14 protein-coding genes, 1 tRNA gene and 1 pseudogene are annotated in these 16,563 nt (G+C 71.0%); 2 read left to right on the top strand and 14 right to left on the bottom strand.

The features are described from left to right. Positions 1–45 precede the first annotated feature (45 nt). Entirely contained in the window at positions 46–825 is a 780-nt protein-coding gene (locus tag ACFW01_RS03390; protein ID WP_384502270.1) for a sulfite exporter TauE/SafE family protein, read from the top strand. Here ACFW01_RS03390 and ACFW01_RS03385 read toward each other — a convergent pair. From ACFW01_RS03385 to ACFW01_RS03375, 3 genes are all read right to left on the bottom strand, one after another. Next, positions 752–2,872, bottom strand: coding sequence for an MDR family MFS transporter (locus ACFW01_RS03385; RefSeq protein WP_384502269.1), 2,121 nt, complete (start codon positions 2,870–2,872; stop codon positions 752–754). The genes ACFW01_RS03390 and ACFW01_RS03385 overlap by 74 nt on opposite strands. Positions 2,873–2,938: 66 nt before the next feature. Beyond that, entirely contained in the window at positions 2,939–3,709 is a 771-nt protein-coding gene (gene cobF / locus ACFW01_RS03380; protein WP_234960422.1) for a precorrin-6A synthase (deacetylating), read from the bottom strand. Positions 3,710–3,750: 41 nt separating this feature from the next. Continuing rightward, the gene (locus ACFW01_RS03375; RefSeq protein WP_234960423.1) at positions 3,751–4,266 is read right to left on the bottom strand and encodes a DUF309 domain-containing protein; all 516 of its coding nucleotides are present in this window, start codon (positions 4,264–4,266) and stop codon (positions 3,751–3,753) included. Between the two features lie 99 nt (positions 4,267–4,365). Between ACFW01_RS03375 and ACFW01_RS03370 the strand changes: the two genes are divergently transcribed. Further along, a tRNA-Pro gene (locus ACFW01_RS03370) sits at positions 4,366–4,439 on the top strand. 606 nt (positions 4,440–5,045) lie between these two features. Here ACFW01_RS03370 and ACFW01_RS03365 read toward each other — a convergent pair. From ACFW01_RS03365 to ACFW01_RS03315, 11 genes and pseudogenes are all read right to left on the bottom strand, one after another. Continuing rightward, on the bottom strand, positions 5,046–5,489 hold the full coding sequence (locus ACFW01_RS03365; RefSeq protein ID WP_234960424.1) for a hypothetical protein: 444 nt from the start codon (positions 5,487–5,489) through the stop codon (positions 5,046–5,048). Continuing rightward, a complete protein-coding gene (locus ACFW01_RS03360; protein ID WP_234960425.1) occupies positions 5,486–6,880 on the bottom strand; it encodes a hypothetical protein in 1,395 nt (464 codons plus the stop codon). Before ACFW01_RS03360 ends, ACFW01_RS03365 begins: the two co-directional genes overlap by 4 nt. Continuing rightward, entirely contained in the window at positions 6,877–8,157 is a 1,281-nt protein-coding gene (locus ACFW01_RS03355; RefSeq protein WP_234960426.1) for an OmpA family protein, read from the bottom strand. Before ACFW01_RS03355 ends, ACFW01_RS03360 begins: the two co-directional genes overlap by 4 nt. Further along, positions 8,154–9,059, bottom strand: coding sequence for a hypothetical protein (locus ACFW01_RS03350; RefSeq protein WP_234960427.1), 906 nt, complete (start codon positions 9,057–9,059; stop codon positions 8,154–8,156). Before ACFW01_RS03350 ends, ACFW01_RS03355 begins: the two co-directional genes overlap by 4 nt. Then, on the bottom strand, positions 9,056–11,326 hold the full coding sequence (locus ACFW01_RS03345; RefSeq protein WP_234960428.1) for a hypothetical protein: 2,271 nt from the start codon (positions 11,324–11,326) through the stop codon (positions 9,056–9,058). The genes ACFW01_RS03350 and ACFW01_RS03345 overlap by 4 nt, the downstream gene beginning before the upstream one ends. A gap of 5 nt (positions 11,327–11,331) precedes the next feature. Further along, on the bottom strand, positions 11,332–11,943 hold the full coding sequence (locus ACFW01_RS03340; protein WP_234960429.1) for a toll/interleukin-1 receptor domain-containing protein: 612 nt from the start codon (positions 11,941–11,943) through the stop codon (positions 11,332–11,334). Positions 11,944–12,203: 260 nt separating this feature from the next. Continuing rightward, positions 12,204–13,241 (bottom strand): DNA-binding protein, encoded by a 1,038-nt coding sequence (locus tag ACFW01_RS03335; RefSeq protein WP_234960430.1) that lies wholly within the window; start codon positions 13,239–13,241, stop codon positions 12,204–12,206. 90 nt (positions 13,242–13,331) lie between these two features. After that, positions 13,332–13,601, bottom strand: a pseudogene (locus ACFW01_RS03330) (multiprotein-bridging factor 1 family protein); the annotation flags it as partial. Then, positions 13,598–14,062, bottom strand: a complete 465-nt coding sequence (locus tag ACFW01_RS03325; protein WP_234960432.1) for an HIT domain-containing protein — start codon at positions 14,060–14,062, stop codon at positions 13,598–13,600. The gene ACFW01_RS03325 and the pseudogene ACFW01_RS03330, both read right to left, overlap by 4 nt. A gap of 373 nt (positions 14,063–14,435) precedes the next feature. Continuing rightward, positions 14,436–15,434: a GDP-mannose 4,6-dehydratase gene (locus tag ACFW01_RS03320; RefSeq protein WP_234960434.1), complete on the bottom strand. Its 999-nt coding sequence runs from the start codon at positions 15,432–15,434 to the stop codon at positions 14,436–14,438. Next, positions 15,431–16,561 carry a glycosyltransferase gene (locus tag ACFW01_RS03315; protein WP_384502343.1) on the bottom strand — a complete coding sequence of 377 codons (1,131 nt, stop codon included), beginning with the start codon at positions 16,559–16,561 and terminating at the stop codon, positions 15,431–15,433. The genes ACFW01_RS03320 and ACFW01_RS03315 overlap by 4 nt, the downstream gene beginning before the upstream one ends. Between the last annotated feature and the right edge of the window lie 2 nt (positions 16,562–16,563).

Genomic DNA, 16,563 nt, shown 5'->3' with positions numbered 1-16,563 from the left:
CTGCTTACGCGGACCGGTTGGGTGCGCATAGCATCAGTGGCCGCAATGGACACCATGACGCTCTGGCACCTCACCGGCTGGGAGTTCGCCGCCCTCGCCTTCGCGGCCCTGCTCGTCGGCTTCTCCAAGACCGCCGTGAGCGGGGCCAACACGGTCAGTCTGGCGATCTTCGCCGCGGTCCTGCCCGCCCGCGCCTCCACCGGCATCCTGCTGCCCGTCCTGATCGCCGGGGACGTCCTCGCCGTCCTCACCTACCGGCGGCACGCGCACTGGCCCACACTGTGGCGGCTGTTCCCCGCCGTGGGGGTCGGCGTAGCCGTGGGCACCCTGTTCCTGGTCTGGGCGGACGACGCGGTCGTCCGGACCTCGATCGGCGTGATCCTGCTGCTCATGGCCGGGGTGACGGTGTGGCGCCGGAGACAGGCCGACGCGTCCGACCCGTCCGAGGGCGACGGCACGGCCTCGCGGGCCGGCCGGGTCAAGGCCCGTTCGTACGGCGTCCTCGGCGGCTTCACCACGATGGTCGCCAACGCGGGCGGCCCGGTGATGTCGATGTACCTGCTCTCCGCCGGCTTCCGCAAGCTCGGCTTCCTGGGCACGTCGGCGTTCTTCTTCCTGATCGTCAACGTCTCCAAGGTGCCCTTCAGCGCCGGCCTCGGCCTGATCGACGGCCGCTCACTGCTCCTCGACGCCACGCTGGTCGTCTTCGTGGTGCCCGGCGCGTTCCTCGGCAAGTGGGCGGTGTCCCGGATCAACCAGCGCCTGTTCGAGCGTCTGGTGATCGCGGCGACGATCGTGGGCGGTCTGCAGCTCCTGCTGGCGTGAGGCGCCGCGGCAGGCCGCTGCTCAGGTCCTCGACCAGCAGGCGCTTGGCGATGGCGTCGACGGCGGCGCGCAGCTCGGTGCCGGTGGGCCGGCCGATGTCCTGCTCCACCCGGCCCTCCAGCCAGGTGGCCCACGCCCGCCCGATGACCAGGGCCTCGCGCGCGCCCGCCTCGGTGTGGGAGAGCAGGGAGCCGTGCCGGGTCAGGAAGCCCTCCTCGACCATCCGCTCGAAGACCGGCAGCAGCACCTCGGGCGGCAGCCGGCGGCGCGCGGCGATCAGGCCGAGGCTGGCGTGCCCGACCAGGCGGGTGAACAGCTCGACCTGCATCACGGCCCACGCGCCCGCGACGTCGAGCCGGGTGTCGCTGTCCGCGATGATCCGGCGCGCGGTGTCCAGCTCCGTACCGCCGAGGATCCTCCCGACGCTGGCCTCCAGGGTGCGCCTGCTGTCGGCGCCGTGCGGGGACGCGAAGCCCTCGCCCATGTCCGTCGAGCCCGCGCGGGCGCTGTCGCGCAGCCGGACCTGCTTGAGGAACAGGGCCACGAGAAAGCCGACCGCCGCGACCGGCACCGTCCACAGGAACACCGTCTGGAGGGTGTCCGCGTACGCCCCGACGATCGGTTCCGAGGCCTGCGACGGCAGTCCGTGCACGCCCTCCGGACTGGTCGCCGCCCGGCCGATCGCGGACGGGTCGGCGGCGCCGGTGCGGGCGGCCTCGGCGACGCCGTCGCGCAGGTTGGGGCCGAGGGCGTTGACGTAGATGGTGCCGAACACGGCCGTACCGAAGGAGCTGCCCAGCGTGCGGAAGAAGGTGACGCCGGAGGTCGCGGTGCCGAGGTCGGCGTAGTCGACGGTGTTCTGCACGGCGATGATCAGCACCTGCATGGACAGGCCGATGCCCGTGCCCAGCACGAACATGTACAGCGACTCCAGGACGGCACCGGTCGACGGGTCCATCAGCGACATCAGGTACAGGCCGACGCCCATCACCAGCGTGCCCGCGATCGGGAACAGCCGGTACCGTCCCGTCCGGCTGACGACGCTGCCGCTGAAGACCGAGGCGATCAGCAGCCCCGCCACCATCGGCAGCGTGCGGACCCCGGAGACGGTGGCCGAGTCACCGTCGACGTACTGGAGATAGGTCGGCAGGTATGTCAGCGCGCCGAGCATCGCGAAGCCGACGATGAAGCTCAGCACCGAGCAGACCGTGAACACCGGGTTGGCGAACAGCCGCATCGGCAGCATCGGTTCGGCCGCCCGCAGCTCCACCAGGCAGAACAGCGCGAGGGCGACCAGCCCGCCCGCGAACAGGCCCAGGATCACGCCCGAGCCCCACGCGTACTCGTTGCCGCCCCAGCTGGTGGCCAGGATCAGCGCGCTCGCGCCCACCGCGACCAGCGCGATGCCCAGGTAGTCGATGACGGGCCGGACGGCCGACTTCACCACCGGGATGGTGCGGGCCGCGGCGATCACGACGGCGATCGCGATGGGCACGTTGACGTAGAACGCCCAGCGCCACGAGAGGTGGTCGGTGAACAGCCCGCCCAGCAGTGGTCCGATGACCGTCGAGACCCCGAACACCGCGCCGATGGCGCCCTGGTACTTGCCCCGCTCCCGCAGCGGGATGACGTCCGCGATCAGCGCCATCGCCGTCACCATCAGGCCGCCCGCGCCGATGCCCTGCATCGCCCGCCAGGTGATCAGCAGCGGCATGCTGGTCGCCAGTCCGCACAGGAACGACCCGGTGATGAAGACGACCGCCGAGACCTGGAAGACCACCTTGCGGCCGAACAGGTCGCCGAACTTGCCGACCAGCACCGTCGCCACGGTCTCCGCGAGCAGGTACGACGTCACCACCCACGACATGTGCGAGGCGCCGCCCAGGTCCGACACGATCGTCGGCAGCGCGGTGCCGACGATCGTCTGGTCCAGGGCCGCCAGCAGCAGCCCGAGCATGATCGTGACGAAGACGACGTTGCGACGCCGCCGGTCCAGCACGGGCGGCTGGGCGGCGGCGGTCCGTGGCGCTTCCTCGGCGACTGTCACGGGGTCACGATCACACCCGTGCAGCGGCCACGCATGCGGGGACGGTCCGCCCGGGTACGCCGGAGCCTAGGCTCTGGGGCGCCGCCGCAGCAGGTACGTGTCCATGATCCAGCCCTTGCGCTCCCGCGCCTCGGCGCGCAGCCGCTCGATGCGCGGGCCGGCCTCGGCGATCGGACCCGAGTCGAGGATCTCGTCCGGGGTGCCCAGGTAGGCGCCCCAGTAGATGTCGAGGTCCTGGTCCGCGTACCGCCGGAAGGTCTGGTGGGCGTCCAGCATCACCACGACGTCGTCGACGCCCTCGGGGAAGCCCTCCGCGAGCCGCCGCCCGGTGGTGATCTGCACCGGCCGCGCCACCCGGTTCAGCCCCGTCCGGTGCCGGGCGGCCAGCGACGAGACGCTGCTGATGCCGGGCACCACGTCGTACTCGAACGCCACCGTGCCGCGCCCCAGGACCTCCTCCAGGATGCCCAGCGTGCTGTCGTACAGCGACGGATCGCCCCACACCAGGAACGCGCCGCTCTCGTCCTCGCCCAGCTCCTCGGCGATCAGCCGTTCGTAGATGCCGGCGCGGGCCAGGCGCCAGTCCTCGACGGCGGGGGAGTACGCCGCGCCCTCCGCGCTCCGGTCCCGCTCCGGGTCACGGGCCTCGACGACCCGGTACGTCCCCTCCGGTACGTGCGTCTCCAGCATGTCCCGGCGCAGCCGCACCAGGTCGTCCTTCACCTCGCCCTTGCCCAGGACGAAGAACACGTCCGTGCTCCGCAGCGCCCTGACCGCCTGCAGGGTCAGCTGGTCGGGGTCGCCCGCACCGATACCGATCACATGAATCTTCCGCACCCCACGAGTCTGCCGTACGCCGCCGGCCCGCCGCCCGCGGGTCAGCCCCGCAGCCGCGGCGCCCGCGCCCCCGCGTCCACGGACGCACCGTCCTCCACGTCCCGCGCCAGCCCCCCGGCCCACCCGGCGACCGCGCCGAGATCCACCCCGTACGGCCGTTCCCGTCCGGCGTCCGACGCCGCCCACTCCGTCACGGCGCCCGCCCCGCGCCGCAGCAGCCTTGCCCCGCCGGTGCCGTTGCCGCGGGCCGCGTGCGTGAGCCCCACCGCCAGCTGGGCCAACCCGCGCCACAGCTGCCGCTCCTCCTCGGGGCCCGACTTCCAGGCGTCCTCGAAGACCTCGTGCGCGTGGAACGGCTTCCCCTCGTCCAGCAGCCGCTGCGCCTCGGCGACCGTCGCGTCCGGCGCCCGTACGACGCCCTCCGGCTGACGGGCGACGCCGTCCGCGCCGTACGGCAGCGGGCGCCCCAGCCCGTCGCGCGGCCGGGCATTGCGCGCCCGCCCCTCCTCGTCCCGGTCGCGGGCGCCGGCCGGGCGGTCCGATGCTGTGCTGTCCATACGGCCGATTGTCCCCCGCCGGTCCCGCTTAGGCGTGGCCCGGTGGGTGCGGTAAGGTGCTGTCGCGTGATCGCGCGGTCGCACCGCGCGTGAGGGCACCGGGACGTGGCGCAGCTTGGTAGCGCACTTGACTGGGGGTCAAGGGGTCGCAGGTTCAAATCCTGTCGTCCCGACTTGAGAAAGTCGCAGATCAGGGCCGGTTTTGGAGAGATCCGAAACCGGCCCTTGACCATTCTCGAGGACCAGTCGGGGACCGGTTCTCTGGACCGAGGCCGGCGGGCCACGATGAATGGGTTCGGCAGCGAGCCTGGTGCGCGGAGCACGCTCAGGTGTGCGGACGGCGCGGCCCCCACGGCCGTGATCTCCTGTACGTCCGGGCTGCGGATTGCGCTGGGCGGTGGTCAGTGATCCGTGGTCGGCGATCCTGATGCCCGTAGCCGAGTTTTGTGACGACGCCGTCCCAGTGCGTCGCGTCGCACAGGACGGTGGTGGAGATGCCTCTGCCACGCGAGCCGGTGAACAGGCGGGCGTCGGGAGGGGAGCCGGCGGACAACTTGCGTCCGAGGAAGGTCCACCGTCGTCCGGGGACGTCGATGAGCCACCCGCCGGTGAACGGGCCGACCACTGGTGCGTCGACAGCGACACCGGCCCTGTGTTTCCCGGGACGAGGGAGCCCGCGGGTCTCTCCCGGCGGTTACGAGTGGTTCCACGTGGCGTCACGGAAGCCGCGAAGATCTCGACCGCCGAGAGCCGTCCCGGCCGCGTGTCCGCACGGCCTGTCAGAACGCGGGCGAGGCATGGGTCATGAGCAGTACGGTCACGGCGATGCCCACCACCGCGAACGTGCCGTAGAACAGCGACATCGTGCGCGACAGAGCCACCAGGCGCCAGGGCTCCGGCCGGGCGTAGCGTTCCACGTCCATGGTGAAGAGGGGGATCTGGTCGGCCGCGGTGATCGACGAACGTTCGTAGAGGGAACGGAACAGCCGCTCCTTCTCCAGGTAGTAGCAGTCGAGGCGCCAGAACCCGGCGGTCATCATGAGCGCGATCAGTGCCACGGGCCAGCCCGCGCCACCCATGGCCGCTGCTGTCAGACCGCCGCTGACGGTCATCGCCCAGCCCTTGATGAGGAAGGAGTTGGTGCCGAGCCGGTTGACGGTCGCCTGGAGGAGTTCGAGATGTTTGATCCGGGCCTCGTCCGGGACGTATGGGGAGGTGCTCATTCGGTGCGCTCCTTCGGCTGCCGGTTCTCGCTCCCCCGCGCGTCGACGGCGGCGTCCGCTAGCGGGTCCTGCGATGCCGGCGGGCTTTCGTCGGGGCCCCACAACCGATCGAGGTCTGCCAGGACCTCGTGCAGACGGCGCGACAGGTGGTCGTGGCGGTGGTCCTTCAGGATCTTCCCGGCCTCGTCGAGCAGGTCGATCCTGATCTGTGGTTCTCCGGTCCGTCGCAGGGGGGTGACGGCCGCTGCAGCGCAGGCGATCGTCGGTTGCTGTTCCACCGGCCACGCCGGCGACTCCAGCGGGAACTCGAAGGAGCCGGCCGTTCCGGTGCGGGCGCGCTCCTCGACGAGGCCGGCCGAGGCGTCCTCGACGCGTTTGCGCGCACGTTGCTCGGCCCCATCCACCGCGGCCTTGAGCGCGAACCAGGCGGTCACGTGCCGGGCCATTGCCTTTCGGGCTTTGGCGGCCAGGTTGTCGGCCGTCCGGCAGCGCTTCTTCAGGTCCTTCGCCGACGCGCCGTCCGTGGCGGTCTCGGCGGGCGCCGGGTTGTGGGAGAGGACCTTGGCGGTCACCGAGGAGACCGCGAGGAACAGCAGAAGAGCGATCATGACCCACTGGTACCGCTCCAGCACCGGCTCCCCGGACTCCTCCACGGCCATGGAGACCCGAACGACACCGCACATGACGGTGAGCGACAGGACAGCGGCGACGAACAACAGCGAAGACTTCAGTTGCCAGAGCCACTTCCGGACGGAGTGGGGCGGCCTCCTCGGAGCGCCGGTGGCCTCTCGTGCTTCCTGCAAGTCCTGCAGTTGTTCGGCGAGAAAGGAGCCGGCCGCCAGCAGGCACACGGCGATGCCGATCCCGGGCAGATATGCCAACCAGTAGTGCACGGAATCCGACCGTACGTTCAGGAGCTGTTGGACGATCGAGGCGATGAAAGCCGAGTCGAAGACGGCGCTGGCGATGGTCACTGGCCAGAGCAGCAGCCGCCACATGAGCGCGGCACGCCTGGCTCGGGGTATCGCGGTCGCCTGTTCACCGTGTTCCGGGGGCCTTGCCGGGGCTGCCGTGCGTGGGGCGCGTCGACCGGCTTCGATGCGGCGGAAGCGCTCGAGGGCGCCGATGCCCCGTTCCACCCGCAGCGCGGAGCGCACTACCGCCGTGCAGGCGGCGCCGAGGCGGGCCTGTTCGGCGGTGAGGTCGGTGCTGCTGTTGGTGAAGGCCCGCATGAGTACGGCGCGCTCGCGGCTGTCGGTGCGGTTGACCAAGCGATTGGGCGGTGGTGCGTTGCCGATGCCGTCGCCGGGGTGCTCCCCGCCCGGGCAGCGCACCGCTGCAGGCAGCAGCCGACCCTGCGCACTGCCTTTCGTACCGTTCGCGGTGCTCATCGGCCCCTCCCCACCTGGTCGACCAGAATGTCGACCCGGCGGTCGCACCGCAGTTTCTGCTCGGTGCTGAGCTGGGTCTCGGCTTTCGGGCACCCGTCGGCGACGCCCTTCCCGGTGGCCGTCACGTTCTGGACGCCGAGTTCCGCGAGCTTGCTCTTGACCGCGTCGGCTCGCGCCTGGGAAAGGGAGTGGTTGTTGGCCGAGCCGCCCCGGGGATCGACGTAGCCGAAGACCCGCACCCGGGCTCCGTCGAGGTTCCGGAGCTCGACCGCGATCTCCGTGATCTCCCGCAGGGCGTCGTCCAAGAGAACGGACGATTCCGGCGAGAAGAAGGCGTTGGCGCCGGCGCGCGTGTACGTCCGCCCCGGGAAGGCCGGCACCGGGTCGTCGGGGCGGGTGACAGATTTTCCGCCGAGGGGTTCGGCTGCGGGGAGTGCGGTCACCACGCAGTCCTCGGGACGTGCTGGTTTCGGGTGGGCCGCTTGGCAGAGCCGATTCCACAGCTTGCCGAGCCAGTCCGTCTGGGCGGCGGCGGCCTGCGGCTGGTCGCGGGCGGTCCTTCCGAGGTCCACGAACACGGTGTCGACGAGGGCGAGGGTGCCGGAGGTGAGTTCTTGGTCGTCCCGGCAGCGCTGCGCTATCGCGTCGATCTCCAGGTCCTCGAAGGCGGAGCGTCTCAGGTCGGCGCAGCCGGTGGTGGCCAGTCCGTCGGTGAGCACGACGAGTCTGCGGGGGCCCCTGTGCTCCGCCAGGGTGACGGCCGCTTCCCGGACAGCGTCCAGGACGTCTGTGCCACCGGACCGCGGGGCCGCGGCCTGTGCTTCCGCCAGCTGATGTGCCACGCACTCGGACACCATCCCCGCGCGCCGTCTGCGGTTCTCCTCGTTGTCCTTCTCACTGGGGCCGGTGGCCCAGTTCTCAGCCACCCACCGGATGTCGTCAGTGCCGCCGAACGCCGCGACGGACATCGTCCCGGTTCCGGAAAGCCACTTCTCCACGTACTGGGCGGCGGGCCCACTGTGGTCGACTCCGCCGGATCCCGCCTTCGAGCCGCGCACGGAGGAAGTGACGTCCACGACGATCGCGGTGTGACCTGTCCGCGCGGCGCCCGCGTCGAAGTCCGGGTCGTCCGGAAGCTTGCTCATCCAGTCGCACTTGGCCCACGGATCCGGGTTCTGGTCGGCGCATCCCGTGAGCAGCCCGGCGAGTAGAACGGGCAGCACGGCGAGGACCCGTGCGGCCTTCGCGTGGTACTCGGCCGCGGACCTGGTGTTCATGCGGTGCCCTCCGCGTGGTCCGCCGGAGCGGGGATGAACGTGGCGGGACCGAGGCCCATCTGCTGGGAGAAACTGTTCAAGGCCTTGTCGTAGGCCTTGGCGAATTCGAAGAGGCCGATCTGCTCGTGGTTCCTGGCCGCCTGCTGCAACACGTCGGCGAGGTTCTTGGCCCCCTGACGGCGGGCGGTCCTGAGCTCCTTGGCCGCCGCGGCGAACTCCTTGTCGGAGAGAGAGGCCACAAAGGGCACCAGGAACTGACGCTGCTCCCGGGTGAGTTCGTCGGAGCCCTCGAGTCGGCGGAGGACCTCGAGCCACGTCTCGGTCAATGCCTGGGCGTGGGAGGCCTTGAGAATTCCCAGGCGGTGTTCCTCCCGCATCACCTGTTCCTCCAGGCGGATGGGACGGATCCGGTCGCGCAGGACGGGGTCGACGCGGACCCGGACGGTCGGTCGGCACTTGACGACGCCTTCCGGCCTCTCGTAGCACCAACCGTCGGCTATCTCCGCGTTGATCAGGGTTTCCGCCTCGGCCGGAGCGTCCGGGTCGCAGGACCGTGCAATGGGCCACGCCCGCCTCAGGATCTCCCTCAGCACGGCGTCCGAGAGATCGCGCCGACGGCGGTTCAGGCTCTCCTCCGACATGTCGTGGCTGGTCAGCCGGACGCTCGGGAGGATTTCGAACTCGAACACTCCGTCGCGCGCGGTGAGGCGCAGGACATGGTTCTCGGGCTCGCCCAGGTCGACCTCCACCTCGGCGCGCATCGGCGTGGCCAGGGCCGAAGGGTAGAGGTCCTCGTCGTGGCCCGGAGCCGACGTGGGGGAGAAGAGGGGCTGGCCGGCGGCCGCGCGCCGGCGCCACCAGCGGCGCCAGCGGGAGAAGTGCCCTCCGTTGCCTTCGTTCATGATCGGTCGGTCCTTTCGGCGTTGTCGGAAGTGTCGGCGGTGCGCTGCCGGAGCGACTCCTCAAGTCGGCGCAGCGCTGTGGAGTCGGGGTGTCTCGACCGCCATACGTGGGTGACGTGGAACCTGGCCCGCTCCTCGAGCGGGCCGGTGAAGACCCTTGCGGCGAACGACTGGTAGAAGGGCGCCAGATGGTCGTTTCCGTCACCGTCCGAGTCCCTCAGCCAGCGCTGCAGGAGGTTCCAGGTGCGGGTGGAGGTCCCCCTGGTGAGCAGCGCCCGGTGGCACAGAGTGGTGAGCAGGTCGGCGTGCTCGCGGTTGATGAGGGCGAGTTCGGCCAGGGCGGGCCGTCCTCCGCTTACGGTGCAGCGGCCGAGGGCGAGCATGGTGCGTACCGCGTGGCGTGAGAGGTACTCGTCCTGCGAGTGCGTCCATGCCTTGAGCGTGAGCATGACGTCGTCGACACGGCCCTCGAGGAACAGCCAGGCTGTGGAGTGGGCTATGGAGGCGGCGGTGGCGAGTTCCGGCCGCTTGCCGAGCGTGGTCAGCTCCGACAGCGTGGCGGGGAGGTCGCGCAGGCCGATGGAGGTGCCGTAGGCGCGGGCCGCGGTGTCCTGGAGTTCCCGGCTCGGACTATGGGCCCACTGCTGGACGCGGGCGGCGACTCGGCGGGTGGGACCGTCCTCGGCGGCGGCCATCTCCGCCGCGAGCGCGGCGCAGAGCCGTTTCCCACCGGCCTCGGACCTGGCCCACGGGCCGACGCACTCCCGGTAGACAAAGTCGAAGTCGCGCCGCATGAGGAGACCGGCGATCTGGGCGACGCGGACTCTGGTGCGTTCGTGTCCGGGACCGCGCCTGCCGGTCAGGTCGTTGAGCCATCCCAGGAACGGTCGGCGGAAGCCGCTGTAGGCGCTCCAGGTGGTCTCCAGCATGACGCGCAGCAGTTCGTCGTCCACGAGTTTTGCCCGTTCGGGGCCCGTGGCGGCGGGCGCACGCATCTGTGGCGGCACGAGCGCGTCCATGTGGGGCGCATGCCGCACCGGGCTCTCGTCCGCGGTGTCGAAGTAGGGCCGCATAACGCGGCTGAGACGGTCGCCCGCTTCGTCGACATCGGGCAGCGGGTGCTCGTTGAAGAGCGCGTAGGCGATCCGGATGGCGCGCTCGTAGGTGCCGGGCCTGATCTCCCTTCCCTGACGGGCGTCCAGTCCGAGCATCTCCTTGGCGAGCCGTGGCAGCCTGTCCCGCCACGCGGCGACGGCGTCGTCGAGGGCCTTGTCGGCGTCGAAGGTGCCGGCCGTGTCGCGGTGCTCCGCGTGGAAGGCGTGGAAGGCGTCCGCCAGGGTGTGAGCGAGCTGGACGACGTCGGCCATGGAGCGCGCGAGTGCGAGGCTCTCCTTCAACCTGCTCTTGTTCTCGACCGCGGCCACGAACTCGGCGCTGCTCTCCCCGACGCGGGGAGCGCGGTGGGCGAGGCGAGCCTCGAGGTGCTCTTTCAGCACCTCGACGGCGTCGGGTGCGTGATGCTCGATGACGGGGATGTCGGAGCTGAGGCTGGGGAAGGCGGACGGGGGCCCGACCACGACCAGCCGTGCTCGGGCCTCGAGGACCAGTCGGGCCAGACGGTCCAGGGCCTGCGGGGTGACCGGCGGGTCACCCGCCTCCACCAGGTAGCCGTGGTCGCGGCCCAGCACTTCGTAGCCCTGGGCGCACAGTGCCTGCGTCACGTCGGCGTCCTCGCAGTGGAGGGTGCCGACGGCCGAGGTGACCTGTCCTAGTAGGGCGATCGCGGTGGAGCGCCGGCCGGAACCCTCCTCTCCGTAGAGTGCGATCACTCCGTGTTCGCGCAGGCCCTTCTCCATGTCGGCGTGTCCGGGAACCGGCACGTACCTCCTGGTGAGGTAGTCGATGGAGAAGTCGGAGACCTGGAGGTCGGCCTTCGCGGGGCTCGTGTCGTCTGCGACGATGTTCTCGAGATAGATGGCGGGCCCGCTGCCCAGGGAGACGGCGGAACGCTTGGCCTTCTTCAGCAGTCCCCGCTCGCGGGCGCCGGTTTCCTCCTCGAACGAGTCCGGCTCGATACGGCCGGCAGGGCTGGGCGCCGGTGTGTCGTCGGCCGTCGCGTCCCGCTCCGCCCGACCGGGGAACCGGACACCGTCGGGGTGCGGGAGGGGCTCCTCCCCTGCTGCCTGTCCGAGGGGCTCTGGCGCGGTGATCGTCGCCGCGCCCTCGTAGGGCTCGGGGGAATCAACCTCGTGCTCCGGCTCGTCCATCCGGATCACCTGTCCTTCCGGCCGCGCCGGCGCAGTTCAGCACCCTCGGAGTACACCGAGTAGTTGCCGACCGCGCTGCGTTTGAATTTGGCGTTGCTCAGGTCCATGACGTCGCCGGAGCGGCGGTCCTTCTTGGCCCCCCGCTTCCGGGTCTTCGCGGGCACGTGCTGACGGAGCCTCTTGGTGAGGAGGCCGAGGTCGTGGTGGGAGTAACCCTCCCGCAGGTGTGCGACCTGCTGGATCGCCAGCCCCGCGATGTCCGGCGGCAGGTCCTCGGCGGCGGGGAGCGAGGCGTCCAGCAGGACCGGGATCACGATCTTCTTGAGGGCGAGCGCGGTCCTGATCTCGTCGTGGACGTAGTCGTTCGGCATGTCGATCCGGCGCGTATCTGTCGCCGCGTCACGGATGTCCAGCCAGCGTCGGCCGATCACCGCGAGGAGCACCGTGCAACTGTTCAGTTCCCGGCGGAGCTTCTCCGGGAACTCCGTCCCCTCCCTGATCGAACGTCGGTCCCGGAATACCCGCTTCTTTCCGAAGATCGAAACGAGCTCCCGGTCGATGAGCTCCGGGGCGCGTTCCCCGTCCCCCGTTCGGTAATTGATGAAGATTCCCGTCATCCTCGTTCCTCGGAGTCGAAGGCGTGAGCCGGCGGAAACCGCTCCACTGGGGAGCCGTAGAGGCTCCCCCTGGCGAGATTTCCAGTCGGCCATGATCTGTTCAATCCGTTTCCCTGACCCAATCCGAGGGGGAAACGGAACACCCCACAGGACACAGGGAAATACATGGCGGCAGGCGGTGGAGGGTTTCCCCGCGTGATCGCTCGCGGGCACCACCGCGCCGCCCCGGCACAGTTCGCGCGGGGCTGCGCGGACCCGGCTCACAGCCTGGTGTGCAGGACCTCGGCGATGCGAGTGGCGGCGAGTGTGGCGTCGGGGTCGCGCGGCCACCGGTTCAGCCTGCGCGCCAGCCTTTGCAGGTCGACCCGGATGGTGGCCGAGTCGAACACGGGCGCTGACGATGTCACCGCCTCGACGATGGCGCAGGCGGACCTCAGGTCGCCCGCCTCGGCCAGGGCCAGCGCCAGCCGGGCCGCGTAGCGAGCCCTGGCGCTGCGCGCCCGCACCGGGATCGTGTCGAGTCCACCGGAGAGCCGGCCGACGGCCTCGTCGGTGTGGCCCAGGTCGTGGAGGCACCAGCCGGCGACGAAGTCGGCGAGCCCGGCCAGGTGCATGCTGCCGATCACGGGCTCGTCCCCGGCGGCCGCTCCGGCCTCGTGTTCCTCCTGGGCGGCGCGCGCCATCAGGTCGGCCGCGCGGTCCAGCGAACGGAAGCACTCGGCGTCCTGCCCCAGAAGGGCGTGCCCCTGTGCCCTGCGCTGGGCGGCGAGTCCTCGGATCCGTGTGGTCCTCGACCGTTCCTCCGCGGTCCTCGCGTACTCCACGGTGGACCGGCCGTCCATCCGGTAGAGCGCGATGTCCGCCCGCCGCACGAACGTGTAGGCGGCGAACTCCGTGTCCCCTCCCGCCGTTGCCAGGCCGACGGCACGGTCGGTCCACCACAGCGAGGCCCGGTCGTCCCCGGCCTCCTGGGACATCCAGCCGGTGTACTCGGCGTACCGTGCGGCCAGACGAAGGACCGCTTTCCGGTCAGCTTCGCCGGCCGCCGATCCGGCGAGTCCTCGCAGCGCGTTCATCGAGGTGATGAGGATCTGGATGACGGCGCCGGGACCGAATGTCTGTCCGAGGCCGCGACATTCGGCGAACAGCGAGGCGAAGGGGGCCAAGGCGCTGCTCGCCTCGCCGCCGGAGGCCCGGAGGGAGGCCGGCTGCCAGGACATGACCGTCGGCGTGACCAGGGGTGCTCCCTGCGTGCCCTCGTCGTAGGCCACGAAGTGGTTTCCTTCGTCGGCCGACATTTGCAAGGTCCACGGCATGGACCATTCCGTCGGCGTGAGGGAAACGGGTATCTCCTGATGGTCCTCTTCCGGTGCCAGAGCGGCGAGTTCACCGTCGGCCCGTAAAGCCCTGTCGCACGCTCGTGCGAAATCAGAACTGGGGTTCTTGTGTCCTCTCTCGACCTTGCTCAGATGACTCTTCGAGTACCTGATGTCCTGCGCCAGGTCGGCGAGCGAAAGCCCGGCCTCGACGCGACGCCGACGCAACTCGGATCCGAATGGAAATACCCGCCCCACGGACTGTCCCCCTGCCGGCACGGAATCTCGAAATCCGCCCCCACCGGCCGGTACTTCCCGTGCTGACGGTTTCTTATCCGTCATCGATAATTTGAAACACCATTACCCTCGGCCAGCACGCGTGACTCAGCGTTCTCTGGCGCGGCACAGTTCCCTGTCCTCCTATCAGCCGCCCAGGGCAGTTTGAGGCCGTCCCGGCTACGGCGGGGGAGGACGTGGAGGTGGAGGTGGAAGACCGTCTGGGTCGCGAGTCCGCCTCGCGAGGTGATGATGTTGCACGCTCCCATGTCGCCTGCCAGTTCCGCAGCGCGGCGCATGGTGGCCGCTGACACTGCCGGGTCGACACCCACATCGGCGACATGCTCCTTCGGGATCACCAGCATGTGCCCGGCGGTCACCGCGGACAGCGGCACGATCGCCAGGGCGTCCGGCCATCTCCGCACGATCGTGGCCGACGCACGTCCTGCCATGATCGCGCAGAACGGGCAGTCGCCGGGCCCCGGCGCCGGCAGGTTGTTCGGGCCGGCGCTGGTCGGATGGTGCATGGACTGTTCTGCCTTTCGAGTCGGATGCGCCTCCTGCTCGGGCAGGAGGCCGCTCCCAGGATGATCGAGAGGGTGGGACCGCTGCTGAGCGTGCGGGCAACTCGTCCGCCAGGAACGGATGGGCGGCCGAACGCGCGAGACGCCGCCCCCGCCCATTCTCCCGTCGCGCCCGCTTCGGAGGCTACGCTCGAAGCGGCCGGAGTGCGGCGCGGGCCTGGCCTGCCGCGCCGCAGTCGTGGTCGTACTGGGGACCACACGGTGCTCGTGCCCCTGAATGGCACGCGTGGGGAGGCGTGCCCTGCACTCTGGTTATGCCTGATATGTGTAGGTAGCTCCTACGGCCCTCCCTCCTGGAGGTCAAGGGACCGCCGGGTCAGACCTGGTAGCGCTCCGCCGCGAACAGGTCCAGGTGCTCCTTCACCCACGCCGACGTCCGGCGCAGCCCGTCCGCCAGGCCGACCTGCGGCTCCCAGCCCGCCCAGCGGCGGGCGCGGGAGTTGTCGGACAGGAGGCGCTGGACCTCGCTGCCGCTCGGGCGCAGCCGGGCGGGGTCCACGACGATCTCCGCGTCGCTGCCCGCGGCGACGGTGAGGGCCTGCGCCAGGTCGCCGATGGATATCTCCCGGCCCGAGCCGAGGTTGACCACCTGCCCGAGGGCCCGGGCGCAGTCGGCCATCGCCACGAAGCCCCGCGCCGTGTCGGTGACGTAGGTGAAGTCCCGGGTGGGCGTGAGCGAGCCGAGCCTGATCGTGCGGGCGCCGGAGTGCAGTTGGGCGAGGATCGCCGGGATGACCGCGCGCGCCGACTGCCGGGGGCCGTAGGTGTTGAAGGGGCGCACGACGGTGACCGGCAGTTCGAAGGCGTGCCAGTGGGAGAGCGCCATCATGTCGGCGCCGATCTTGGACGCGGAGTACGGCGACTGCGGCTGCAGCGGGTGGCTCTCGCTGATCGGCGCCGTGCGGGCGGTGCCGTACACCTCGCTGGTGGAGGTGTGCACCAGGCGGCGCACCTGGTGGCGCCGGCAGGCCTCGGCGATGTTCTCGGTGCCGACGACGTTCGTCTGGACGTAGGCGCCGGGCGAGTCGTAGCTGTACGGGATGCCGATCAGCGCGGCGAGGTGGAAGACGGTGTCGCAGCCGTCGACGGCGTCCGTCACACGCCCGGCGTCGCGGATGTCGCCGGTGACCGTCGTGACCAGCGGGTGGCCGAGGAGGTGGGCGAGGTGGCCCTTCTCGGCGTACGGCTTGTAGTGGGTGAACGCCCGGACCCGGGCGCCCCGGGCGACGAGCAGATCGACCAGGGCCGAGCCGATGAAACCCTCGGCTCCGGTGACCAGGACCTCGCGGCCGGTCCAGTCGGGGGTGTGGTTCATGGGGTGCGCTCCAAGGGGTCGAAGGCCGGCAGGGGGTGGCCGGCGAGGCGCAGTACCTCGGCGGCGAGCAGATCGGCGGCGTACGCGTGCGGGCCGGGGTCGGCGGCCGACTCCATCGCCGCGAGCCGGGCGGGATCGGCCAGCAGCGGCTCGATCAGTTCGGCCAGCCGCGCCGCCGAGGTCTCGGCGTCGGAGAGCAGCAGGCCCGCCCCGGCGTCGGTCAGCACCCGCGCGTTGTGCGTCTGGTGGTCGCCGGGCGCGTGCGGGTAGGGCACGAGCACCGCGGGCACGCCGGTGCTGGCGAGTTCGGCGACCGTCGCCGAACCGGCCCGGCAGACCACCAGGTCGGCGGCGGCGTACACCTGGTCCATGTGGTCCAGGTAGGGCACCACGCGGGCCGCCTGGCTGCCCGCGAGCCGGAACCGGGCCTCCTCCAGGGCGTCCGGCCCGGTCTTGACCAGCAGATGGACGTCGGTGCGCCGACGCCAGCGCCGGGCCAGCTCCGTCGCGGCCTCGGTGAGCCGCGCGGCGCCCAGGCTGCCGCCGTTGAAGACGACGAGCCGCGCCCCGTCCGGCACGCCCAGCGCCCGCCGTGCCTCGGGGCGCCGGGCGTCGCGGTCCAGCCCGGCGAGGGCCGCCGCGATGGGCATGCCGACGACGCGGGCGTTCTCGCCGCCGGCCAGGCCCGAGCGCGAGCGGTCGAAGGCGACCGTGACGTGCGGGGTGAGGCGGGCGGCGAAACGGTTGGCGCGGCCCGGTACGGCGTTGGACTCGTGGATCAGGCTCGGCAGGCCCGACCAGCGGGCCCCGAGGATCACCGGGGCGCTCGGATAGCCGCCCATGCCGACCGCCACCTGGGCCCGCTGCTCGCGCAGCACCGTCCGGCACTGCCCGGCGGACCGTACCAGCGCCGAGGGCAGCAGGTAGCGCCGGGCGCCGAGGCTCGGGTCGAAGGGGATCATGTCGACGGTGTGCAGCCGGTACCCGGCCTGCGGGATGAGCCGGGTCTCCAGGCCCCGGGTGGTGCCGACGAAGGAGATCTCCGCGGCCGGTACGGCGCGGCGCAGCGCGTCGGCGAGGGCGAGACCGGGGTAGATGTGCCCACCGGTACCGCCCGCGCCGATCACCA

Source organism: Streptomyces sp. NPDC058985 (assembly GCF_042740985.1).
Lineage (GTDB): Bacteria > Actinomycetota > Actinomycetes > Streptomycetales > Streptomycetaceae > Streptomyces.
Note: the sequence above shows the minus strand (reverse complement) of the source record. Positions and strands in the feature narration are given on the sequence as shown.

What these genes read in the sequence shown, in the direction of transcription:
- ACFW01_RS03350 (WP_234960427.1), bottom strand. Translation starts at nt 9,059, where the DNA reads ATGAACGAAGGCAACGGAGGGCACTTCTCCCGCTGGCGCCGCTGGTGG.
- ACFW01_RS03340 (WP_234960429.1), bottom strand. Translation starts at nt 11,943, where the DNA reads ATGACGGGAATCTTCATCAATTACCGAACGGGGGACGGGGAACGCGCC.
- ACFW01_RS03325 (WP_234960432.1), bottom strand. Translation starts at nt 14,062, where the DNA reads ATGCACCATCCGACCAGCGCCGGCCCGAACAACCTGCCGGCGCCGGGG.
- ACFW01_RS03360 (WP_234960425.1), bottom strand. Translation starts at nt 6,880, where the DNA reads ATGAGCACCGCGAACGGTACGAAAGGCAGTGCGCAGGGTCGGCTGCTG.
- ACFW01_RS03390 (WP_384502270.1), top strand. Translation starts at nt 46, where the DNA reads ATGGACACCATGACGCTCTGGCACCTCACCGGCTGGGAGTTCGCCGCC.
- ACFW01_RS03365 (WP_234960424.1), bottom strand. Translation starts at nt 5,489, where the DNA reads ATGAGCACCTCCCCATACGTCCCGGACGAGGCCCGGATCAAACATCTC.
- ACFW01_RS03335 (WP_234960430.1), bottom strand. Translation starts at nt 13,241, where the DNA reads ATGTCGGCCGACGAAGGAAACCACTTCGTGGCCTACGACGAGGGCACG.
- ACFW01_RS03375 (WP_234960423.1), bottom strand. Translation starts at nt 4,266, where the DNA reads ATGGACAGCACAGCATCGGACCGCCCGGCCGGCGCCCGCGACCGGGAC.
- ACFW01_RS03345 (WP_234960428.1), bottom strand. Translation starts at nt 11,326, where the DNA reads ATGGACGAGCCGGAGCACGAGGTTGATTCCCCCGAGCCCTACGAGGGC.
- ACFW01_RS03320 (WP_234960434.1), bottom strand. Translation starts at nt 15,434, where the DNA reads ATGAACCACACCCCCGACTGGACCGGCCGCGAGGTCCTGGTCACCGGA.
- ACFW01_RS03355 (WP_234960426.1), bottom strand. Translation starts at nt 8,157, where the DNA reads ATGAACACCAGGTCCGCGGCCGAGTACCACGCGAAGGCCGCACGGGTC.